Annotated in this window: 20 protein-coding genes; 16 read left to right on the forward strand and 4 right to left on the reverse strand. The window is 72.5% G+C overall.

The window, feature by feature from the left end:
* The first annotated feature begins 282 nt into the window (after positions 1 to 282).
* From ACZ67T_RS32905 to ACZ67T_RS32920, 4 genes are all read left to right on the forward strand, one after another.
* Complete coding sequence (locus ACZ67T_RS32905; RefSeq protein WP_469988851.1) at positions 283 to 666, forward strand: hypothetical protein; 384 nt, start codon at positions 283 to 285, stop codon at positions 664 to 666.
* A gap of 180 nt (positions 667 to 846) precedes the next feature.
* The gene (locus ACZ67T_RS32910; RefSeq protein ID WP_469988853.1) at positions 847 to 1,770 is read left to right on the forward strand and encodes an NADP-dependent oxidoreductase; all 924 of its coding nucleotides are present in this window, start codon (positions 847 to 849) and stop codon (positions 1,768 to 1,770) included.
* Positions 1,771 to 1,805: 35 nt separating this feature from the next.
* Positions 1,806 to 2,744: an AraC family transcriptional regulator gene (locus ACZ67T_RS32915; RefSeq protein ID WP_469988855.1), complete on the forward strand. Its 939-nt coding sequence runs from the start codon at positions 1,806 to 1,808 to the stop codon at positions 2,742 to 2,744.
* 89 nt (positions 2,745 to 2,833) lie between these two features.
* The gene (locus ACZ67T_RS32920) at positions 2,834 to 3,046 is read left to right on the forward strand and encodes a hypothetical protein (RefSeq protein ID WP_469988856.1); all 213 of its coding nucleotides are present in this window, start codon (positions 2,834 to 2,836) and stop codon (positions 3,044 to 3,046) included.
* A gap of 80 nt (positions 3,047 to 3,126) precedes the next feature.
* Here ACZ67T_RS32920 and ACZ67T_RS32925 read toward each other — a convergent pair whose 3' ends face one another.
* Complete coding sequence (locus ACZ67T_RS32925) at positions 3,127 to 3,780, reverse strand: TetR/AcrR family transcriptional regulator (protein WP_469988858.1); 654 nt, start codon at positions 3,778 to 3,780, stop codon at positions 3,127 to 3,129.
* 125 nt (positions 3,781 to 3,905) lie between these two features.
* On the opposite strand from ACZ67T_RS32925, the gene ACZ67T_RS32930 reads away from it, so the two are divergent.
* The 4 genes from ACZ67T_RS32930 to ACZ67T_RS32945 all read left to right on the forward strand — a co-directional run bounded on the left by ACZ67T_RS32930 (position 3,906) and on the right by ACZ67T_RS32945 (position 6,598).
* A complete protein-coding gene (locus ACZ67T_RS32930; RefSeq protein ID WP_469988859.1) occupies positions 3,906 to 4,466 on the forward strand; it encodes an NAD(P)H-dependent oxidoreductase in 561 nt (186 codons plus the stop codon).
* 188 nt (positions 4,467 to 4,654) lie between these two features.
* A complete protein-coding gene (locus ACZ67T_RS32935; RefSeq protein WP_469988861.1) occupies positions 4,655 to 5,116 on the forward strand; it encodes a DUF6153 family protein in 462 nt (153 codons plus the stop codon).
* 100 nt (positions 5,117 to 5,216) lie between these two features.
* Positions 5,217 to 5,867 (forward strand): DUF305 domain-containing protein, encoded by a 651-nt coding sequence (locus tag ACZ67T_RS32940; RefSeq protein WP_469988889.1) that lies wholly within the window; start codon positions 5,217 to 5,219, stop codon positions 5,865 to 5,867.
* A 278-nt stretch (positions 5,868 to 6,145) separates the two neighbouring features.
* Entirely contained in the window at positions 6,146 to 6,598 is a 453-nt protein-coding gene (locus tag ACZ67T_RS32945) for an STAS domain-containing protein (protein ID WP_469988863.1), read from the forward strand.
* A 39-nt stretch (positions 6,599 to 6,637) separates the two neighbouring features.
* Here the strand turns inward: ACZ67T_RS32945 and ACZ67T_RS32950 are convergent, their stop codons facing one another.
* Positions 6,638 to 7,216 (reverse strand): TetR/AcrR family transcriptional regulator, encoded by a 579-nt coding sequence (locus ACZ67T_RS32950; protein WP_469988865.1) that lies wholly within the window; start codon positions 7,214 to 7,216, stop codon positions 6,638 to 6,640.
* Between the two features lie 262 nt (positions 7,217 to 7,478).
* On the opposite strand from ACZ67T_RS32950, the gene ACZ67T_RS32955 reads away from it, so the two are divergent.
* From ACZ67T_RS32955 to ACZ67T_RS32970, 4 genes are read left to right on the forward strand one after another with little or no spacing between them, the layout of a single operon-like run.
* Positions 7,479 to 8,018 carry a (2Fe-2S)-binding protein gene (locus ACZ67T_RS32955; protein WP_469988867.1) on the forward strand — a complete coding sequence of 180 codons (540 nt, stop codon included), beginning with the start codon at positions 7,479 to 7,481 and terminating at the stop codon, positions 8,016 to 8,018.
* On the forward strand, positions 8,015 to 9,007 hold the full coding sequence (locus tag ACZ67T_RS32960; protein WP_469988869.1) for an FAD binding domain-containing protein: 993 nt from the start codon (positions 8,015 to 8,017) through the stop codon (positions 9,005 to 9,007). The genes ACZ67T_RS32955 and ACZ67T_RS32960 overlap by 4 nt, the downstream gene beginning before the upstream one ends.
* On the forward strand, positions 9,004 to 11,142 hold the full coding sequence (locus tag ACZ67T_RS32965) for a xanthine dehydrogenase family protein molybdopterin-binding subunit (protein ID WP_469988871.1): 2,139 nt from the start codon (positions 9,004 to 9,006) through the stop codon (positions 11,140 to 11,142). The genes ACZ67T_RS32960 and ACZ67T_RS32965 overlap by 4 nt, the downstream gene beginning before the upstream one ends.
* Positions 11,135 to 12,289 carry an XdhC family protein gene (locus tag ACZ67T_RS32970; RefSeq protein WP_469988872.1) on the forward strand — a complete coding sequence of 385 codons (1,155 nt, stop codon included), beginning with the start codon at positions 11,135 to 11,137 and terminating at the stop codon, positions 12,287 to 12,289. The genes ACZ67T_RS32965 and ACZ67T_RS32970 overlap by 8 nt, the downstream gene beginning before the upstream one ends.
* A 145-nt stretch (positions 12,290 to 12,434) precedes the next feature.
* On the opposite strand, the gene ACZ67T_RS32975 is transcribed toward ACZ67T_RS32970, so the two are convergent.
* Positions 12,435 to 15,656 (reverse strand): BTAD domain-containing putative transcriptional regulator, encoded by a 3,222-nt coding sequence (locus tag ACZ67T_RS32975; protein ID WP_469988873.1) that lies wholly within the window; start codon positions 15,654 to 15,656, stop codon positions 12,435 to 12,437.
* An 82-nt stretch (positions 15,657 to 15,738) separates the two neighbouring features.
* On the opposite strand from ACZ67T_RS32975, the gene ACZ67T_RS32980 reads away from it, so the two are divergent.
* From ACZ67T_RS32980 to ACZ67T_RS32995, 4 genes are all read left to right on the forward strand, one after another.
* On the forward strand, positions 15,739 to 16,986 hold the full coding sequence (locus tag ACZ67T_RS32980; RefSeq protein ID WP_469988875.1) for an MFS transporter: 1,248 nt from the start codon (positions 15,739 to 15,741) through the stop codon (positions 16,984 to 16,986).
* Positions 16,987 to 17,039: 53 nt separating this feature from the next.
* Positions 17,040 to 18,137 carry an alkene reductase gene (locus ACZ67T_RS32985; protein ID WP_469988877.1) on the forward strand — a complete coding sequence of 366 codons (1,098 nt, stop codon included), beginning with the start codon at positions 17,040 to 17,042 and terminating at the stop codon, positions 18,135 to 18,137.
* A gap of 288 nt (positions 18,138 to 18,425) precedes the next feature.
* Positions 18,426 to 18,629 carry a cold-shock protein gene (locus ACZ67T_RS32990; protein ID WP_100598391.1) on the forward strand — a complete coding sequence of 68 codons (204 nt, stop codon included), beginning with the start codon at positions 18,426 to 18,428 and terminating at the stop codon, positions 18,627 to 18,629.
* Positions 18,630 to 18,959: 330 nt separating this feature from the next.
* Positions 18,960 to 20,495 carry a DEAD/DEAH box helicase gene (locus ACZ67T_RS32995; protein WP_469988879.1) on the forward strand — a complete coding sequence of 512 codons (1,536 nt, stop codon included), beginning with the start codon at positions 18,960 to 18,962 and terminating at the stop codon, positions 20,493 to 20,495.
* A 68-nt stretch (positions 20,496 to 20,563) separates the two neighbouring features.
* Here the strand turns inward: ACZ67T_RS32995 and ACZ67T_RS33000 are convergent.
* Positions 20,564 to 20,773 (reverse strand): electron transfer flavoprotein subunit alpha/FixB family protein (locus ACZ67T_RS33000; RefSeq protein ID WP_469988880.1); only part of this gene is annotated, 210 nt, incomplete at its 5' end.

Consider the following 20,773-nt stretch of genomic DNA (forward strand, 5'->3'; position numbering starts at 1 on the left):
ACGTCGCGCAAGACGCGAATTCCCGTCGCACTCATCGGAGTTGTCGCTCTCGTGCTGGGCCTCGTCGCGTTCGTGCACAGTTCGTCGGCTTCGACGCCGGGCGGTGCAGTTGCCGGGCCCGGAGTCTCGCCATCGCCGCAGCGTGATGATCCTCCGCCGGCCGGCCCGGCCACGAGCGAGTCCGCCTCGCCATCGCCGTCCCGGTCTGCTTCCCCCGCCCCGTCGCCCTCCCGTGCACCGGAGTCGACCCCGCCGCCCGGGCCCCCTGCCGACTCCACGCCCGTGCCCCCGCCGGTGATCGGCGTGCGCTGGCACGGCTCGGTGCAGTTGAACGGCGAGACGCGGGGCGACGGCACGGACATGACCACGGGGTGGTTCCTCGACTCCGTTCCACCGTCGCGCGCGCCCCTTGGTGACCTGGGCCTCGCCGGGTCGAACGCGGTCGCGGGCAACGCGCTGGCGCGCTGGTCCGGCAAGGGCGCGCCGAGCGCCCGCCAGTGCGCTGATCTCCTCAACAAGCAAGTGGGGCAACGCCAGTTGGACGTACAGGAGGGTGCCATGGGCTGTCTCAGGACGGAGGGCGGGCGCGTCGCCTCCTTCACGGTGACGGCCGCGCCGGGGGCGCTGCAGATGACGCTCGCGGTCGTCGTCTGGCAACGTGCGTAGGGGAACCGGCGCTCGCGCATGCCCGAGGATCCCGATCATCGAGACGCTGGGACATGCAGCCGAGACGGAAGGCTATTCAGCGGCTCATTCGATCTCCCTATGGTTGAGGACATCAAGCGGGGGGCCGGGCCGGATCCGGGGTCGGCATCCTCAACTACGCCTGAAACAGGGAGAGTTGCCATGCGTGCAGTCATTCAGAAGACCTTCGGTGGTCCCGAGGTTCTCGACGTCGTCGAGACCGAACGGCCGAAGCCGCTCTCCGGTGAGGTCCTTGTCAAGGTGCACGCCGCCGCGGTCAACCCGGTGGACGTGGCCGTCAGGTCCGGCGCCTTCCCGCTGCTCGGCGAGCCCCCGTTCGGCGTCGGCTGGGACATCTCCGGGGTCGTCGAGGAGGCCGCCCCCGGCAGCCGGTTCGCCGTGGGTGACGAGGTCTACGGGATGCCGTTCTTCCCCCGTGCCGCCACCGGTTACGCCGAGTACGTCGCGGCCCCGTCACACCAGCTGGCCCGCAAGCCCGCGTCGGTCGACCACGTGCACGCCGCCGCCGTCCCCCTCGCAGCGCTCACCGCGTGGCAGGGCCTCGTGCAGGCCGCCGACGTGAAGGAGGGTGACCGGGTCCTGATCCAGCGGGCGGCAGGCGGTGTCGGCCACTTCGCCGTGCAGATCGCCAAGGCGCGGGGCGCCCGGGTGACCGCGATCGCCAGTGCGGCCCGGCACGACTTCCTCCGCGGCCTCGGCGCCGACGAACTCATCGACTACCGGACCGCCGATTTCACCGACGTGGTCAAGGACGCCGACATCGTCCTCGACTCGCTCGCCCAGGGGGATCGGTCACTGGGGGCGCTGCGTCCCGGCGGCGTGCTCATCAGCCTCCTGGAGCACCGCGACCCGGAGCTCGCCGCGCGCGTGGAGGCGGCCGGGCGGCGCTTCGCCGGCATCTCGGTCGAGCCCGACCACGCCGCGCTCGAGGCCATCGCCGAACTCGTCGACGCGGGCGCGATCCGTCCGCACGTCGAGGCGACGTTCCCGCTGGCGGAGGCGGGCAAGGCGCACGAGCTTCTCGCCTCGGGGCATGTACAGGGCAAGATTGTCCTGACGGTCTGACCGGGACGGGCCGCACCAGGGGAGGGCGAGGCCGGATGGACATCCTCACCGAGGCGCTGGCCTCGATGCGCACGGGACGCCCGGCGTCCGTCCGCACCAACGGCCGCGCCCCCTGGGGCCTGCGGCTGCCCCCGGTCGCCGGCGCCGGATTCCACGTGGTGCTGTACGGGACCTGCTGGCTGGTCCCGCTGGAGGACGCGGCCCCGCATCTGAAGCCGATCCCGCTCAGCCCCGGCGATGTCGTCTTCCTGCGCGACGGGCGGGGCCACATCCTCGCCGACCACCCCTCCAGCCAGGTCGAGGAGCCGAGGGCCGAGCACTTCCGGGAGGGGTCGCCGATCGGCTCGGTGACGCTCGGCGGGGACGGCCCCGAGACCAGCCTGCTGTGCGGCAACTACCACCTGGACCAGGGCCGCCCGCACCCGCTGGTACGCCAGCTGCCCGAGGTGGTCCACCTGCCGACGCGGCACGGCCGCCACCCGGAACTGAGCGCCACGGTCCAGCTCCTCGGCTCCGAGCTGGAGAATCCGCGGATCGGCTCGGACGGCATCGTGCCCACCCTGATCGACTCGCTGCTCCTCTACATCCTGCGCGCCTGGCTGGACGATCAGCCTGCCTCGGCCGCGCGGGGCTGGGCCGCGGCGCTCGGGGACCCGGCTGTCGCGCCCGCGCTCGCGGCGATGCACGACGACCCGTCGGCCCAGTGGACCGTCGAGGGGCTGGCCGAGCGGGCGGGGCTGTCCCGCGCGGCGTTCGCCAGGCGGTTCGCCGCGCTGGTGGGGGAGCCGCCCATGGCGTATCTGACCCGCTGGCGCATGACGACGGCGGCCCGGCTGCTGCGGGAGTCCGACGCGCCCCTGACGGCGGTCGCCGCGCGCACCGGATACGGCTCCGAGTTCGCCTTCGCCAAGGCGTTCAAGCGGGAGTACGGGCTCGCCCCGGGCGGTTACCGGCGGCAGGCGAGGGCGGCATAGGCGACGCCCAGTTTTCGGATATCCGTTCGGTTGGGGGTGCGTTTTCGGGTTGCCGGGACCATTCTGGAGGTATGTCCGAAGGTGCGCCCGTGACCGTGCACCCGCCCCTGCCTGACGGCGGCCGGCGGGTGACGATTCGCGGCAAGGACGTGGGGACCGCCTACAACCTGCTCGACGTCCTCGAATTCCTGCGCGCCGCGGGCCTTCCCGAGACGGACACGACCGTCGACGACCCGGACCTGATCGACTGGCACGGTGCGGGGCCCGAGAACTGGGGACCGGACGGGCCGGAGAAGGCCTAGTGACGGGTCGCCCGTCCGGCGTTTGAGCGAGCCGGTCAGGGTGTTCGCGTAAGCCGGGTCAGAGTGTTCGCGTATGCCGGTCAGGACTTTCGCGCGAGCCGGTCGAGCAGGTCGTGCCATCCCGCCTCCACGCGGTCCAGCGGCATGCCCCGCTCGACGGTCAGATGGCGGACGAGCGCGGTGTCCGCGGCGGCCAGCAGCGTGTGCGCGAGGAGATCGGTGTCGCCCTCCGTGCCCGCCTGGCGCAGCAGCAGCATGACGTGCGTGTGGCGCAGCCGGCTCGCCGGGACGGCGTAGTTGCGCAGGGGGTCGGTGCGCGAGGCGAGGATCAGCTCGTGGTGGTCGCGCTCGTGGCGGATGAGGGCGGGGCCGAAGGCGTGCAGGCGCTCCAGGGCGGGCGCGTCCGGGCCCAGTGGCGGCGGGCCCGACAGGAACGCGGCCTGAAGCTGCTGCTCCCGGTGGTCCAGGAGGGCGATGAGCAGACCGGTGCGGTCGCCGAAGCGCCGGAAGACCGTTCCCTTGCCGACTCCGGCCGCCGTGGCCACGGCCTCCATGGTCAGGTTCGCCGCCCCGCACTCGGACAGCAGGCGCGACGCGGCCTCCAGCAGGCGGGTGCGGTTGCGCGCCGCGTCCGCGCGCAGCGCCGGCCGCTCGCCCGCCGGTGTCAGGGCGAGGTCGGTCGGTCCGCCCTGGGTGCCGGGCGTCGTGACGAGGGGAGGGATGGGGCCGGTCATGGCTTCAGAGTAGCGCCGGGAACGGACAAGTGGACCGTGGTCCGGATAGGTGGTACAACTTTAAACGGACTTCGGTCCGGTTGGACCGTGCATGAGATCCGTACGCCCTTATCTGGAGTTATGCCATGTCTGTTCGCATCCTCGCCCTCGTCGGCAGCCTCCGCGCCGGTTCCCACAACCGTCAGCTCGCCGAGGCCGCCGCCAAGCACGCGCCCGCCGGTGTCGACATCGAGCTCTTCGACGGCCTCGCCGACGTGCCCTTCTACAATGAGGACATCGACGTCGAGGGAAGCGTCCCCGCCGGCGCCGCGCGCCTGCGTGAGGCGGCCGGTCGGGCCGACGCCTTCCTCCTCTTCTCGCCCGAGTACAACGGCACCATGCCGGCCGTCCTGAAGAACGCCATCGACTGGCTGTCCCGCCCGTACGGCGCCGGCGCGATCTCCGGCAAGCCCGTCGCGGTCGTCGGCACCGCGTTCGGCCAGTACGGCGGCGTGTGGGCGCAGGACGACGTGCGCAAGGCCGCGGGCATCGCCGGTGCCGCGGTCCTGGAGGACGTGAAGCTGTCCATCCCCGGCTCCGTCACGCGCTTCGCCGAGACCCACCCCGCCGACGACTCCGAGGTCGCGACCGCGCTGACCGAGGTCGTCGGCCGCCTGAGCGAGCAGGCCACCCCCGCCGCCGCCTGAGGCTCCCGGCACAAGTGCGGCCGGAGGCCGGGGACGAAGCTGTCCCCGGCCTCCGGCCGCACTCATTCACGGCGAGCGCTCACGGGGAGTCCTTGCGGGGTTCCGGGTGAACCGGGGCGGGCCACGAACGGCAGATCTCTGGCGGCCCCGGAGCGCGCACGCCAGTCCCCTCTGCCTACGATGCAGCGGTGACCACCCGCCGAGGACAGCCCACGCGACCGCAGTTGACGCTGCGGCTCCTCGGGCTCCTCGTCGGCGCCGTACTCCTCGGCCTGCTCGGCATGCACGGACTGGGACCCGTACCGGCAGGCACGCACGGCAAGACGCACCCGGCGGCGGCGCCCGCGACGGGAGCGGGTGGCGCCCCTGACGCGGTTGACCATGCAGGGCTGGAGCGGCACGGCGTCAAGGCTTCCGCTCCCGGCATGTGCGACCACGGAGACGGCGGCTGTGCAGGGCACATGGCGCACGCCGACTCGGTCTGCGCCGCCGCCTCCGTCGCCGGCTCCCCGGCCGTCGCCCCCGTGCTGCTCCCCGACGTGATCACCTGCCCCGCCCGCCCCGAGGCCCGTACTTCCTCGGCCGGCAGTTGCCCCGACGGCGGCCGTGCCCCGCCGTCACTCTCCGCACTCCAACTCCTGCGGATCTAGAAAGGCCCGCGCGGTACCGCACGCCCCAAGGGGCGGCGCCGCGCTCGCGCGAGCCCTTCACCGAGATCAGCATCAGGAGTTCCGCATGACCGCACACCGCATGACCGCACACCGCCTGTTCGTCCGCCGCGCCCTTGTCGCCGCCACCGCAGGGGCGGCCGCCCTGGTCCTCGCCGCATGCGGCAGTGACAAGCCGGCCGGGGGACACGACACGGGCGCGAAGGAGTCCGGCTCCCGTCCGGCCGCGTCGGCCCAGGCCGACGGCCACAGCAACGCGGGCAGCCGCAACAGCGCCGACGTCTCCTTCGCCAAGGAGATGATCCAGCACCACCGGCAGGCCGTGGAGATGGCCGGACTGGCCGAGGGCCGCGCCGCGTCGAAGGACGTCAAGAGCCTCGCCGCCAGGATCAAGGGGGCCCAGGACCCCGAGATCGAGGAGATGTCCGGCTGGCTCACCGCATGGGGTGAGGAAGTCCCCGCCGACATGTCGGGCATGGGTCACGACATGTCCTCGTCCATGCCCGGCATGATGAGCGCCGGTGACATGGACGAGCTCAAGAAGGCGTCCGGCGACGACTTCGACAAGAAGTTCCTCGCGATGATGGTCAAGCACCACGAGGGCGCCGTCGCGATGGGCAGGACCGAGAAGTCCGACGGCAGGTACGGCCCCGCGACGCGCCTCGCCGCAGACGTGGTGACCGCGCAGACCACCGAGATCGAGCAGATGAACAAGATGCTCGGCAAGAGCTGAAGGAACCTGCGCGGGCCCGCCGTGCACCCCGTCGGCCGCACGCCGGCGGGGTGCGCGCCCACGCTGGTCCCCGCCGGACCCGTGACGTCACGCGCGATCGGGGGCATGGTGGGAGACCCTCACCGCAACGGCCGCCCGGCACCCGCGCCGGCCGTGAACCGGGGCCCGGCACGGTCCGACCGTGCCGCCCCGGGGCACTTGTCCGGTTCGGGAACCGGCGCCGGTGTGTGCGAGGCTCGACGCCAAGGGCCTTCGTACGTCGGCCGGATGGAGGTGTGATGTCCACGCAGAGCCATCGTTTGATGATCACCGAGCTGGCGAGCTGCGACGGCTGCGCGGTGCTGCGGGTCAGCGGCGAACTCGACCAGAGCGCCGAGGGACTCTTCCTGGGCACGCTCGGCGCCTGCGTCGACGCGGGTCACCCGTACCTCGTCCTCGACGTCACCGCGCTCTCCTTCTGTGACTCACGCGGTCTCTACTGCCTGCTGGCCATGCGGTGGCTCCTGGACCGCCGCGGCGGCAAGCTCCTCCTCGCGGGCGCGGGGCGCCGGCTGACCGAACTGCTCACCCAGACGGGCAGTGTCGATCTCCTCCCCGCCCAACGGTCCGTCGGCCAGGCCCTGTTGTCGCTGCCTCCCACGCACCGGCCGGTCTGGCCACCCGTCGCGAGCCCCGACGCGCTGGACGACGGACGGCCCGGACCCCCGCGGCCCCGGCCGCCCACACCCTGACCGGTCCGTCGGCCCGAGGCCGCGCGCGACCCGCCCGCCTCAGGCGGCTCCCGGCGCTCCGGCGCGCAGGCCGTCCATGACGAGGTCGAGGAGCCGCCCGGCGCGCGGCTGCCAGTCGCCGTGCGGGTCGATCTGCCAGAGCCCGGCGATGGCGAGACCGAAGTCCTCCGGTGTCACCCCGGGCCGGATCGTGCCCGCCTCCTCATTCGCCGTGAGCAGGAGCGATATGGCCGACGTCACCGGGCCGTGCCCGAGAGCGGCGAGGCTGCCGCGCGTGGTGGCCTGGCGCAGCGCGTCCGCCAGACCGGCCTTCGCCATGGCGTACTGGGCGAGGCGGTCCATCCACGCGCGCAGGGCCTCGTCGGGCGCGCGGGTGGCGAGCAGGTGGGACGCGGTGTCGGCGACCTGCTGCATCTCGTAGCGGTAGACCTCGAGCACGAGGGACTCGCGGTTGGGGAAGTTGCGGTAGAACGTGCCCTGGCCGACGCAGGCCTTCTTCGCGATCGAGCTCAGCGGGGCGGCCGCCGACCGCGTCAGCTCGGTCAGCGCCACTTCCAGGATGCGGTCGCGATTGCGCTGCGCGTCCGAGCGGAGCGGCGCTTCCTTCTTCGGCTGCACCCGTCCCCCTTCCGGGAATCGCGAATCCGTACGCCGGTGCCAAGAACCGGTATGCCCTTGCTAAGCGGACAGTCGTCCGTTAGCGTCGGCGTAATGGACAGTTGTCCGCTTGGCTCCACCATAGCGGCAGACCCGGCTCGAGTGGAGAGCCGGTGACCACCGCAAGCGACTTTTCGGCCGCCGAGCGCCCGACAGCCGCACAACCCCGAAGTTCTCTCTCTACGTACAGCCCTCTCACCCCATGAGCGAAAGAAGGCTGATCATGGCCCCATCGACGTCCAGCGTCATCACGCTGAACATCAATGGCGAGAAGTACACGCTGCCCGTCGACCACCGCACCACCCTGCTCGACGCACTGCGCGAGCGCCTCGATCTGCCGGGCACGAAGAAGGGCTGCGACCAGGGCCAGTGCGGCGCCTGCACCGTCCTCCTCGACGGCCGCCGCGCCGTCTCCTGCCTGCAGCTCGCGGTGGCGGCCGAGGGGCGTGAGATCACCACCATCGAGGGCGTGGCCGACGCCGACGGACTGCATCCGGTGCAGCAGGCGTTCCTCGATCTCGACGGGTACCAGTGCGGCTACTGCACTCCTGGCCAGATCTGCTCGGCCCTCGCGGTCATCGAGGAGCACGCGGCGGGCTGGCCGAGCGCCGTGACCGCCGACGTACGGCCGGAGGCGGGCGTTCCGGCGCTGACCGCCGACGAGATCCGGGAGCGGATGAGCGGCAACCTGTGCCGCTGCGGTGCCTACGTGTCGATCGTCAAGGCCGTCGCCCGCGCCGCAGGAACGGAGGCTGTCGCATGAAGGAGTTCGGTTACGAGCGCGTCTTCGACGTGCCCGCCGCGGTCGCCCTGCTCGACGCGGACCCCGACGCGCGCGCTCTGGGCGGCGGCACCAATCTCGTCGACCTGATGAAGACCGGTGTCGAGAGGCCCGCCCGGCTCGTCGACGTGCGCGAACTGCCGCTCGGCGAGATCGAGTTGACGCCGGAAGGCGGCCTGCACATCGGTGCGACGGTCACCAACAGCGACCTCGCCGCCCATCCCGAAGTGCGGCGCCGCTACCCGATGCTCGCGCAGGCCGTCCTCGCCGGTGCCTCGGGCCAGCTGCGCAACATGGCCACCGTCGGCGGCAATCTGCTCCAGCGCACGCGCTGCGGCTACTTCACCGACCTGGCCAAACCCTGCAACAAGCGCACGCCCGGCAGCGGTTGCCCCGCGATCGAGGGTGAGCACCACAACGCCGCGATCCTCGGCGCCTCCGCGCAGTGCGTGGCCGTCCACCCCTCGGACATGGGAGTGGCGCTCGCCGCGCTGGACGCGGTCGTCTCCTACGAAACGGTCGACGGCCCCGGCGAGTTGGCGCTGGCGGAGTTCTATTCGCCCGTGGGGCAGACCCCGCACGTGGAGACCGCGCTGCCGCCCGGCGCGCTGATCACCGCCGTCATCCTGCCACCGGCGCCCGTCGCCGCCCTGTCCCGCTACCGCAAGGTCCGCGAGCGCGCCTCCTACGCGTTCGCGATCGGCTCCGTCGCCGCGGCGCTCGACGTCCGGGACGGAACGGTCCACGAAGTGCGCCTCGCCTTCGGGGCGGTCGCGTCCCGGCCCTGGCGCGCTCACGAGGCCGAACGCGCCCTGACCGGCGGCCCCGCGACCGCCGAGGCCTTCGCCGCCGCCGCGGACGCCGAACTCGCGGCCGCCGAGACGCTGCCCCACAATGGATACAAGGTGACGCTGATGCGCAATCTCGTCGTGGCCGTGCTGACCGAGCTCGCCGAGGAGGCCGTCCGATGACCACGACGACCACGGCAGTCCCGGTGACGGGCACCGTCGGCACCTCGTACACCCGGGTGGAGGGGCTGGCGAAGGTCACCGGGGCAGCCCGGTACGCGGGGGACGTCCCCGCCGCCGAACTCGCCCACGGCTGGCTGGTGTTGTCCACCGTCGCCCGCGGCCGCATCCGCGCGGTCGAGTCGGACCCCGTCCGCGCGATGCCCGGGGTCCTGGCCGTGCTGCACCACGGCAACGCGCCGCGCGTCGACGGGAACTACATCGGCATGCTGGGGCGGCCCGACCCGATCGTCGAGGTCTTCCAGCACGACCGGGTGCCGTTCGTGGGCTGGCCGGTGGCACTGGTCGTCGCTGAGACCACCGAGCAGGCCAGGGAGGCCGCCGAGGCGCTGGTGGTGCGGTACGACGAGGAGCCGCACGACGTCGCGTTCTCCGCCGGGCACGCCGGCATCTACACACCGGACGGCGACGGCATGCTGGCGGAGAAGGGTGACCTCGCGGCCGAACTCGCCGCGTCCGTCCATGTCGTGGACGCGGAGTACACCACCCCGGAAGAGCACCACAGCTCGATGGAACCGCACGCGGCGATGGCGCGCTGGGACGGCGGACGCCTCGAGGTCTTCGACTCCAACCAGGGCAGCATGTGGGTGGCGCAGGAGCTGGCGAAACTGTTCTCGCTCGACCCGGCCTCGGTGCGGGTGCGGTCGGAGCACATCGGCGGTGCCTTCGGGTCCAAGGGTGTGCGTGTGCATCAGATCCTCGCCGTGATGGCGGCGACCGTCCTCGACCGCCCGGTCAGGGTTGTCATGACGCGACGTCAGATGTTCTCGCTCGTCGGCTACCGCAGCCCCACGGCCCAGCGCGTCAGGCTCGGTGCCGACGCCGACGGGCGGTTGCGCGCTCTCGATCATCAGGCGCACAGCCTCACGTCGACGGTCCACGAATTCGTCGAGGCCAGCGCCGGGTTCGGGCGTCCGATGTACGCCGCCGACGCTCACCGCAGCGTCAACCGGGTGGTGCGCCTGGACGTGCCGACGCCGACCTTCATGCGCGCGCCCGGTGAGGCTCCGGGCTCGTTCGCCCTGGAGTCCGCCCTCGACGAACTCGCCGAGCGGTGCGGCATGGACCCGATCGCGCTGCGTGCCCGCAACGAGCCGGAGGTGGGCCCGGTCTCCGGGCTGCCGTTCGGCTCCCGCAACCTGCTGGCCTGCTTCGACGAGGGGGCCCGCAGGTTCGGCTGGGCGGACCGGGACCCACGTCCCGGCGTGCGGCGCGAAGGGCGCTGGCTGCTCGGCACGGGCACGGCGGCGGCCACTTTCCCGGTGATCGTGGCACCGTCCACGGCGGCCGTGACCGCTGAGGCCGACGGCACCTTCACGGTGCGGATCGGCGCGTCGGACGTAGGGACGGGGGCGCGGACCGCGCTGACCCTGCTCGCCGCGGAGGCGCTCGACGTGCCCGGGGAGCGCGTCCATGTGCGCATCGGCGACAGCGACTTCGGCCCGGCGGCGATCTCGGGCGGCTCGATGGGCACCCGCTCCTGGGGCTGGGCCGTCACGGCCGCGGGGCGAGACCTGCGGGAGCAGTTGGCCCTGGGCGGCGACATTCCGCCGCAGGGCATCACCGTGCGATCCGACACCAGTGCCGCCGTGGGCTCCCTCACCGCGAAGGAACGGCACTCCTTCGGCGCCCAGTTCGCCGAGGTCGCCGTCGACGTCACCACCGGCGAGGTGCGCGTACGGCGGATGCTCGGCGTCTTCGCGGCCGGCAGGATCGTCAACCCGCTGACCGCACGCAGCCAGCTCATCGGCGGGATGATCTGGGGACTGTCCATGGCGCTGCACGAAGAGGCGGTCCGGGACCAGGTCACCGGCGGTCACGTCGGCGCCGACCTCGCGGGCTACCACTTCGCCGCCAACGCCGACGTACCCCTGATCGAGGCGGACTGGGTCGACGACCCGGACGCGGACGACCCCGTCGGGATCAAGGGCATCGGCGAGATCGGCATCGTGGGCGCGGCGGCGGCCGTCGCCAACGCGGTCTGGCACGCGACCGGCGTCCGCCACCGGCACCTGCCGATCCGGCCCGACCGCGTACTGTCGGCCGGGGCCCCTGCCGCGGGTGACGGCGATGCTTGACATCGCCGACGAGCTGAACCGGTGGGCCGGGCAGGGCCGGGACTTCGCGGTCGCCACCGTCGTCTCGGTGGGCGGCAGCGCACCCCGCGAGCCCGGCGCCGCCCTCGCCGTCGACAGCGAGGGCACCGTCATCGGCTCGGTCTCCGGCGGCTGCGTCGAAGCGGCGGTCTACGAACTGTGTGAGCAGGTGCTCCAGGACGGCGGATCCGTCCTGGAGCGGTTCGGCTACAGCGACGAGGACGCCTTCGCCGTGGGTCTCACCTGCGGCGGGGTCATCGAGGTCCTCGTCACGCCGGCGCGCGCCGACGCGCCGGAAAGGCCCGTGTTCGCGGCGGCGCTCGCGGCCGCCGCCCGGGGCGAGACGGCCGCGCTCGTCCGGGTGGCCCGCGGACCGGACGCACTGCGCGGCGGAGCGCTGCTCGTGAGGGCGGACGGCTCGTACGAGGGAGCGCTCGACGCGGGCTCGGGCCTTGAGCGGACCGTGGCGGCCGAGGCGCGGGCTCTGCTCGCGGCGGGCCGCACCGGTACGTTCGACCTCTCGGCCGAGGGCTCCCACTGCGACGCCGACCTGACGCTGCTCGTCGAGTCGAGCGTGCCGCCGCCCCGGATGATCGTGTTCGGTGCCGTCGACTTCGCGGCGGCGCTGGTCCGTGCGGGCAAGTTCCTCGGCTATCACGTGACGTTGTGCGACGCCCGCCCCGTCTTCGCCACGCGGGCCCGCTTCCCCGAGGCGGACGACATCGTGGTCGACTGGCCGGACCGCTACCTGCGGCGCACCACAACCGACGAACGCACGGTCCTGTGCGTGCTCACCCACGACGCGAAGTTCGACATCCCGCTCCTGGAGATCGCGCTACGGCTGCCCGTCGCGTTCGTCGGAGCGATGGGCTCACGCCGCACCCACGAGGACCGCGACCGCCGCCTGCGCGAAGTCGGCCTGCGCGACGAGGAGTTGGCGCGCCTGCACTCGCCCATCGGTCTGGACCTCGGCGCCCGCACACCCGAGGAGACGGCCCTGTCCATCGCCGCGGAAATCATCGCGTCGAGGCAGGGCGGCACGGGCGCACCCCTGACCACCTCGCGCACACCGATCCATCATGACGGCGAGGCGGGGGAGCGGCGCCTGCTGGCGACGGGCGAGAGGTGAACCTCGGCGGCCGGAAGGCCTCGGCTCGGCCTCGTCGCCGAAGGTCAGGACTGCGCACTTGGTAGGCGCCGGGTGCGCACCCGCGAGCGCGTCACACACCCCGGGCCCGCGGCACGCAGCGACGTGGACCTCGCCCCGGCGCTCCCTAGTCCCCAGGAACTCGGTCCGACGCGGCAGCGTGAAAGTGGAGCCGAGCGGTGTCTGCCGCCTTCTCCGGGGACAGCTGCGCGCCCTTCCTGTACGCCTGCGCGAAGGCCGTCTCGCCCAGCGCCGCCGTCGCCCTCGCCGTGATGCGGTCCACGTCGCCGCGTTCCGCGGGCGGGAGCGGGGCGCCCGCGCTGCGGCGGGCCGCGTCCGCGGCCCCGAGGAGCTCGGCCGCCCGAACCGCGGCATCGGTGAGTGCCGCCGCGCCCGCCAGACCCTCCAGGGAGAGGGCCACGGCGCGAGGTTCGCCGATGGAGCAGGCGACGTCCAGGCCGAGGAGATGGTGGGCCGCCGCCCCGCCCGCATCCCCGCGCAGTTCGGCGACGAAGCCCCGTTCCGCCTGGAGCAGATGATCGCCCGCCTCCGACGACACGTCACGGAACTCGTCGCGGATGCGCAACAGATGCGCCTCGGCCGCGTCGAGGTCGCCGGAGCGGCGTGCGCCGAGGGCCAGGCCCATCTCGGCGTGGAGTTCCCCGTACTTGTAGCCCTGTTCGGACGCTGATCGCCGGGCTTGCTCGTGCAGATCGGCGGCCCGGCCCCAGCCGCGGTCGAGCAGCGCGAGCCGGCCCAGGCCCGAGAGCCGGGCGGAGACCTCCGCGTCCAGGCCGAGTTCCCGCGCCATACGCAGACCCTCCTCGTGGCGCCGGGCGGACTCGGCGTACTCACCCTTGATCTCGGCGAGCGCCGCCAGTGGCTCCACCGTCTGCAACTCGCCCCACTGGTCCCCGAGTTCACGGAAGAGCGCCGCGCTGCGCAGCCCGTCGCGCCCGAGCGCGTCCAGGTCCCCGCGGATGAGGGCATGCATCGCCCGCAGCCCGAGGCCCGCGGCCGTACCCCACCGGTCGTCCTCGGCGGCGAAGAGGGCGAGCGCCTGCGAGACGGCCTCCTCGCTGGCGGTGAGGTCACCCGACCTGAACAGGCCGTACGCGGAGAACCACACGGCGCGCCCCCGCCGCACAGGATCGGCGACCGCGGTGTCCGGGCATGGCGTCGCCGAGAGCCGCTCTCCCGTCATCAGCCCGAACGCATCGCTCAGTAGCCGGAGTTCGCCCGCGGTCGGCGCCACGGCGAGCACGGCGGACAAGGCGCGACGGGCCTCGCTCAGCCGGCCCCGCAGCAGCCACCACCAGGACAGGGCGGTCGCCAGGCGCACGGCGTCACCGGCCGCACCACCCGTCGGCGCGCGCCGCGTGGCTTCGTCGAGCGCCGCCCGCAGATTGGCGGTCTCGGCGTCGAGCCGGCCGAGCCACTCGCGCTGCCCGCGCCCACGGAGCCGGGGCTCGGCACGCTCGGCCAGTTCCGTGTAGTGGCGCAGATGCCGGTCGCGTACTGCGTCGAGTTCGTCGGTCCCGTGCAGGCGCTCCGTCGCGTATGCGGAGACGGACTCGAGGAGCCGGTAGCGCGGGCCCGTACCTCCGGGGCCGGTCACCACGACGACCAGCGACCGGTCGACCAGGCGCGTCACGAGGTCGAGAACCTCGTCGCGGCGCACCTCGCCGCCCGCGCACACCTCCTCCGCCGCCTCCAGAGTGCAGCCCTCGCGGTGCACGGTCAGGCGGCGCAGCACGGTCCGCTCAGGAGCGCTGAGCAGTTCCCAGCTCCAGTCGATGACCGCCCGAAGGGTCTGCTGACGCGGCGGGGCACCCCGTCGCCCGGATGTGAGGAGCCGGAAGCGGTCCTCGAGCCGGGCCGCCAACTCCGCTACACCCAGGGCCCGTACACGCGTCGCCGCCAGTTCGAGGGCGAGCGGGATGCCGTCGAGGCGCCGGCAGATCTCCCGTACCGCCGCACACGTCTCAGGAGAGGCTTCGTCGAGCGAGAAGCCGGGGGAGGCCGCCGCGGCGCGCGCCGTGAACAGGCGTACCGCGTCCTCGGGTGGCAGCGGTTCGACCGCATGCACCGTCTCCCCGGCGACGCACAGCGGCTCCTGCGTGGTGGCCAGGAGCCGCAGGTGCGGCGCGCGGCTCAGCAGCGTGTCGGCGAGCTGCGCCACCGACTCGACGGCCTGCTCGCAGTTGTCCAGGACGAGCAGCGACCTGCGGTCCCGCAGCGCTGTGGCGAGCCGTTGCTCGGGCGCGGCAGGCGCGCCTTGCCCGGGCGGCCCCGAAAGCGCGTCGTCCCGCAGGCCGAGCGCCGCCGAGACGACCTGCGCCAGATCGGCCACGCTCCCGCGCTCACCGGCGAGTTCGACCAGCCACACCCCGTCGGGTGCGTCCGGGGTCCGCCGCGCCGCCTCGACCGCGAGCCGCGTCTTGCCGACCCCGCCCGGACCGGTGAGCGTGACCAGCCGTTCCGTGGCGAGGAGTTGAGCGATCTCGGCCAGTGAACGGTCACGGCCCACGAGCTCCGTGAGCGGGGCGGGAAGGTTCGACCGGGGAGGTGCGGACCGAGGCACGGCGCCCGCAGGAGAGGCCGGGGGAGGGGCGAGCGAAGGGTCCTGGCGCAGGATCGCCTCGTGGAGCGCGGCGAGTTCGGGGCTCGGGTCGAGCCCGAGTTCGTCCGCGAGCCGGCCCCGGAGCTCCGCGTACGAGGCCAGCGCCTCACTCTGTCGACCCGTCAGATACAGCGCCCGCAGCTGGACGGCGCGCAGCCGCTCCCGCAGCGGATGGTGCGCGACGAGGTCCGCCAGCTCCCCGGTCAGGAGCGTGAGATCGCCCGAATCGAGGAGCGCCTCGGCCCGTTCCTCGAGGACGGCCAGCCGCTGCTCCGTCAGGCGCTGCGCGGCAGTACGCACGAACTCCTCGTCCGCGAAATCTGCGTACGCCGGGCCACGCCACAACTCCAGTGCCTCGGTGAGGAGTTCGGCTCGCTCGCGCGGGCCCGCCGCGGATCCTGCCCGGTCCACCAGGTCCAGGAAGAGGTGCGCGTCCACGTCGTCACCGGCCTCGTCGAGGCGGAGCCGGTAACCGGGCGCCTGGCGCACCACACGGTCCCGGCCGAGCGCCCGGCGCAACTGGGAGACCTTCGCCTGGAGGGCGTTGGCGGGGTTTCCAGGAAGGTCGTCGCCCCACAGCCCGTCGATGAGGCGGTCGGCGGACACGGGCCGCCCCTCGTGGACCAGCAGTGCGGTGAGGAGGGCCCGGACCTTCACCTCGGGAACCGCGACCGGCTCCCCGTCGCCGTCCCGCACCGTCAGTGGACCGAGCACCCCGAACCGCATGAGAGCACGGTACACACGCCGCAGCCGCCGACCGTCAGCGGACCATCAGCGTTCCCGAAGCCCCGACCTGCACTCTCGTCGCATGAACGGAACAGACGTCACCAGCGCGGAGCCGACCGACAGGTCGCCCGCCACCGCCGCCGTCATCGGCCCGGCGCACACGCGCGGACTGCCCCTCCCTGCCCTGCTCGCGCTCGCCACCGCCGTCTTCGTCACGAGCCTGACGGAGACACTGCCCGCGGGCCTGCTTCCCGCGATGAGCCGGGACCTGGGCGTCGGAGAATCGGCCACCGGGCAGACCGTGACGGTCTACGCGATCGGCACCGCCCTCACGGCGATGCCCCTCACCGCGGCCACCGCCGGATGGCGCCGCAAGCGGCTGCTGATGACGGCGATGGCGGGGTTCGGCGTCGCCAACACGCTGACCGCCGTCTCGACGAATTTCCCCCTCACGATGGCCGCGCGGTTCGGGGCGGGAGTCGCCGCCGGCCTGGCCTGGGCGCTCCTCGCCGGTTACGCCCGGCGCCTCGCGCCCGCCCACCTCCAGGGCAGGGCCATCGCGATCGCGATGGCGGGCATCCCGGTCGCACTGTCCCTGGGCGTGCCCGCGGGCACGTTCCTCGGCAAGGCCGTGAACTGGCAGACCGCGTTCCTGAGCATGACCGTCCTCACCGTCGCCCTGCTCGGATGGATCGCGGCGGCCGTCCCCGACCAGCCAGGACTGCGGCAGGAGGCCCGGCCGCCGATCCTGCGGGTGCTCCGGGTGCCCGGCGTGTCCCCGGTCCTCTTCGTCACCCTCGTCTTCGTCCTGGCCCACACCGTCCTCTATACGTTCGTCGCGACGTTCCTCGACGACGTGGGCATGGGGAGCTCCACCGATCTCGTCCTGCTCGTCTTCGGAGCCGCGTCCCTGGCGAGCATCTGGATCGCGGGCGTCGTGATCAACCGGCACCTGCGCGCCCTGACCGTCGCAGCAGCCCTGCTGGTCGCCGCGGCGGCGGCCGTACTCGCTCTGCTGTCCGACAGTCCCGCCCTGGTCTACGCGGCCGTCACGCTGTGGGGCCTCGGCTGGGGCGGCGCCCCCACGCTCCTGCAGACCGCCGCGGGCGACGCGGGAGGCGAGTCGGCGGACGCGGCCCAGGCCGTGCTCGTCACCCTCTGGAACGTGGCCATGGCCGGCGGCGGAATCGCCGGCGGGATCCTCCTCGACCTGGCCGGATCCCGCTCCTTCCCCTGGACGGTCCTCCTGCTCCTGATTCCCGTACTCGCCGTGGTCGTCGCCGCCCGCAGCCACGGATTCCCCGCCCGCCGCACGGCGAGGACGTCATGAACGGCCACACCGCACACCGTCACGCCACTCACCCCGATTCAAGGAGCACCGCCATGACGACGTCCCGCCTCTTCGAAACCGCTCGCCTGGGCACGCTGACCCTGCCCAACCGCCTCGTGATGGCGCCCATGACCCGTAACCGCGCCACTGCGGACGGCGTCCCGCAGCCCGTCATGGCCACCTACTACGCGCAGCGCGCCACCGCGGGCCTGATCATCGCCGAGGCGTCCACGCCCAACGCCGTCGGACAGACCTACGCCAACATCACGGCCATCCACAACGAGGCCCACGTCGAGGGCTGGCGGCACGTGACCGACGAGGTCCGCGCCGCCGGCGGCCGGATGTTCCTGCAGCTCCAGCACGGCGGCCGGATCGGGCACCCCGACAACAGCGGCGGCCTGACCCCGGTGGCCCCCTCGCCCGTCCCGCTCCCCGACACCATCCACACCCCGACCGGCCACCAGCCCGCGGTTGTCCCGAAGGAGATGACGCCCGACGACATCCGCTCCACCGTCGCCGACTTCGCCGAGGCCGCCCGCAAGGCCGTGGCGGCGGGCTTCGAGGGAGTGGAGGTGCACGGCGCCAACGGCTATCTCCTCCACCAGTTCCTCGGCCAGGGCACCAACCGCCGCACCGACGCCTACGGAGGAACCGTCGAGGGCCGCATCCGGTTCGTGGTCGAGGTGGTCCGCGCCGTGGCCGGCGCGATCGGCCCCGAGCGGGTGGGCCTGCGGATCTCTCCGGGACTCACCGTCAACGGCATGGACGAGACGGACACCGACGACATCTACCCGGCACTCGTCGACGCCCTCTCGGATCTGGATCTTGCCTATCTGCACATTGTCTTCGCCGACCCGGACAACCCGCTCTTCCAGGATCTCCGCAAGCGCTGGGCCGGCACGCTGATCGCCAACCCCGTGCTGCCGCAGGACCGGATTCCCGCCGACGGCGGCAGGCACGAGGGCGAGCGCCTCCTCGCCGCCGGCGCCGACCTGGTGGCACTCGGCCGCCCGTTCCTGGCCAACCCGGACCTCGTCGAGCGGCTCCGCGTGGGTGCGCCGCTCAACCAGGTCCGCGACAGGTACCTGATGTACGTAGGAGGAGAGACCGGCTACACGGACTATCCGTTCCTGTCCGGCAGCCGCCGGTGAAGTGAATATTCGGGGCCCGGGGTGCCGGGATTTGCTCAAGCCGGGGTGAAGGTTCGCGGCGACGCGCGAAATATCCTGGCTCACCGTGCCGCGAAGCTCGTTTCGTGCTAGTCTTGATCTCAGTTGCAGTTGTGGTTCCCATAGATACTTCAAGTGCCTTAGGTAACTTCACGTTGCCGGGCGCTTTTCTATTTCCGGATGCATTTTTCCGGGCGGGGCAATCATTGCGGCGACGCCGAGGTTCGCACAGTGCGGATCACGGGCACTGCCCCGAAGGAGAATTTGCATATGGCTACTGGCACCGTGAAGTGGTTCAACTCGGAAAAGGGCTTCGGCTTCATCGAGCAGGAGGGTGGCGGCCCCGACGTCTTCGCCCACTACTCGAACATCGCCACCCAGGGCTTCCGTGAGCTTCAGGAAGGCCAGAAGGTGAACTTCGATGTCACGCAGGGCCAGAAGGGCCCGCAGGCGGAGAACATCGTTCCCGCCTGACGCTGAAGCGTTGAGCGCAGCTGGTGCCCGTACCCCAGTGGTACGGGCGCCAGCTCGTTGCTGTTTGCGGGGCATCCCGCCCGGGTAGGCACGACCACCGGGTGGCACACCGCCCCGGCGGGGCACCAAGACCCCCGCACCCCATTGATCCGGCCCGTCCGAGAGCCGCCTGTCGCAGTGGAATCAAAGCATTCCTACGTCAGGCGTCGCCATTCTCCGTACCGGCGCGCCGGCTGATTTTCAGTCTGCTATTCGGCTCGTTCTTGCAATTCGTCCGGCATTCAAACTCCGGGAATTCCTCGATACGTGCCATATCGAGGAAGGTTCTCCATGAACCGTTCAGCTCGCACGAACGACCGTTACTCCAACCCTCGCAGGGGCTCCGCCGGCGGTGACCGGGGCGCCCGTTTTCGACCCCAGGGCCAGGGCCAGGGACGCACCGGAGGCAAGAGCTCCGGTGGCTACGGGCGCAGGTCCGCCGCGCCGCAGGGTGAGTTCGCCCTGCCCGTCACCGTCACGCCCGCTCTCCCCGCCGTGGAGACCTTCGCAGAGCTCGACCTGCCGGCCGAGATCCTCAAGACGCTCACCGGTCTCGGCGTGACCGTGCCGTTCCCGATCCAGGCGGCCACCCTGCCGAACTCGATCGCGGGCCGGGACGTCCTGGGCCGCGGCCGCACCGGCTCCGGCAAGACCCTCGCCTTCGGGCTCGCGCTCCTCGCGCGTCTCGCGGGCCGGCGCGCCGACGCCAAGCAGCCCTTCGGCCTCATCCTCGTCCCCACGCGAGAGCTCGCCCAGCAGGTCACCGAGGCGCTCACCCCGTACGCCCGGTCGCTGAAGCTGCGGATGGCCACCGTCGTCGGCGGCATGTCCATCGGCCGTCAGGCCAGCGCCCTGCGCGGTGGCGCCGAGGTCGTCGTCGCGACGCCCGGACGCCTCAAGGACCTCATCGAGCGCAAGGACTGCCGCCTGGACCAGGTGAAGATCACCGTCCTGGACGAGGCCGACCAGATGGCCGACATGGGCTTCATGCCGCAGGTCACCGAGCTGCTCGACCTGGTGCACCCCGAGGGCCAGCGGATGCTGTTCTCGGCCACCCTTGACCGCAACGTCGACCTGCTGGTGCGCCGCTACCTGCACGACCCGGTCGTCCACTCCGTCGACCCGTCGGCGGGCGCCGTCACCACGATGGAACACCACGAACTGCATGTGCACGGCGCCGACAAGTTCGCCGCCGCCACCGAGATCGCGGCCCGCGACGGGCGGGTCATCATGTTCCTCGACACCAAGCACGCCGTCGACCAGTTCACCAAGCACCTGCTCGGCAGCGGCGTGCGGGCCGCCGCCCTGCACGGCGGGAAGTCCCAGCCGCAGCGCACCCGCACCCTGGCCCAGTTCAAGGCCGGTACGGTCACGGCGCTCGTCGCCACGAACGTCGCGGCGCGCGGCATCCACGTCGACAATCTCGACCTCGTGGTCAACGTCGACCCGCCGAGCGACCACAAGGACTACCTGCACCGCGGCGGCCGTACGGCCCGTGCCGGTGAGTCCGGCAGCGTCGTCACCCTCGTCCTGCCCAACCAGCGCCGCGACATGAGCCGGCTGATGCGCGACGCCGGTATCCGGCCGCAGATCACCCAGGTCCGGTCCGGCGAGGCCGAGCTGAGCCGTATCACCGGTGCTCAGGCGCCCTCCGGCGTCCCCATCGCCGGTCCTGCGCCGGCGACCGAGCGGCCCAAGCGCGGCGGTGCCCCGTTCCGCGGCATGGGCTCGCGCCCGGGCCGCGCCGGCGGTGACTCGCGCCGCACGGCCGAGGCCCGCCAGCTCGCCGACGCCCGCAAGGCCGCGCGGGTCCGCCGCGCCGGCTGAGGCATACACACGAAGGCCGGAGGCCCGGGACCGACATCGGTCCCGGGCCTCCGGCCTTCGTGCTGCTGTCAGCCCTTGCGGGCGGTGACGTTCTCGGTGAGTTGGGGGACGACGTCGAAGAGGTCGCCGACGACGCCGTAGTCGACGAGGTCGAAGATGGGGGCTTCGGCGTCCTTGTTGACGGCGACGATGGTCTTCGAGGTCTGCATGCCGGCCCGGTGCTGGATCGCGCCGGAGATCCCGTTGGCGATGTAGAGCTGCGGGGAGACGGACTTGCC

The sequence above is a fragment of the Streptomyces sp. NPDC107517 genome (assembly GCF_055582645.1).

What these genes read in the sequence shown, in the direction of transcription:
- ACZ67T_RS32910 (WP_469988853.1), top strand. Translation starts at nt 847, where the DNA reads ATGCGTGCAGTCATTCAGAAGACCTTCGGTGGTCCCGAGGTTCTCGAC.
- ACZ67T_RS32915 (WP_469988855.1), top strand. Translation starts at nt 1,806, where the DNA reads ATGGACATCCTCACCGAGGCGCTGGCCTCGATGCGCACGGGACGCCCG.
- ACZ67T_RS32925 (WP_469988858.1), bottom strand. Translation starts at nt 3,780, where the DNA reads ATGACCGGCCCCATCCCTCCCCTCGTCACGACGCCCGGCACCCAGGGC.
- ACZ67T_RS32930 (WP_469988859.1), top strand. Translation starts at nt 3,906, where the DNA reads ATGTCTGTTCGCATCCTCGCCCTCGTCGGCAGCCTCCGCGCCGGTTCC.
- ACZ67T_RS32940 (WP_469988889.1), top strand. Translation starts at nt 5,217, where the DNA reads ATGACCGCACACCGCCTGTTCGTCCGCCGCGCCCTTGTCGCCGCCACC.
- ACZ67T_RS32945 (WP_469988863.1), top strand. Translation starts at nt 6,146, where the DNA reads ATGTCCACGCAGAGCCATCGTTTGATGATCACCGAGCTGGCGAGCTGC.
- ACZ67T_RS32955 (WP_469988867.1), top strand. Translation starts at nt 7,479, where the DNA reads ATGGCCCCATCGACGTCCAGCGTCATCACGCTGAACATCAATGGCGAG.
- ACZ67T_RS32960 (WP_469988869.1), top strand. Translation starts at nt 8,015, where the DNA reads ATGAAGGAGTTCGGTTACGAGCGCGTCTTCGACGTGCCCGCCGCGGTC.
- ACZ67T_RS32965 (WP_469988871.1), top strand. Translation starts at nt 9,004, where the DNA reads ATGACCACGACGACCACGGCAGTCCCGGTGACGGGCACCGTCGGCACC.
- ACZ67T_RS32970 (WP_469988872.1), top strand. Translation starts at nt 11,135, where the DNA reads ATGCTTGACATCGCCGACGAGCTGAACCGGTGGGCCGGGCAGGGCCGG.
- ACZ67T_RS32975 (WP_469988873.1), bottom strand. Translation starts at nt 15,656, where the DNA reads ATGCGGTTCGGGGTGCTCGGTCCACTGACGGTGCGGGACGGCGACGGG.
- ACZ67T_RS32980 (WP_469988875.1), top strand. Translation starts at nt 15,739, where the DNA reads ATGAACGGAACAGACGTCACCAGCGCGGAGCCGACCGACAGGTCGCCC.
- ACZ67T_RS32985 (WP_469988877.1), top strand. Translation starts at nt 17,040, where the DNA reads ATGACGACGTCCCGCCTCTTCGAAACCGCTCGCCTGGGCACGCTGACC.
- ACZ67T_RS32990 (WP_100598391.1), top strand. Translation starts at nt 18,426, where the DNA reads ATGGCTACTGGCACCGTGAAGTGGTTCAACTCGGAAAAGGGCTTCGGC.
- ACZ67T_RS32995 (WP_469988879.1), top strand. Translation starts at nt 18,960, where the DNA reads ATGAACCGTTCAGCTCGCACGAACGACCGTTACTCCAACCCTCGCAGG.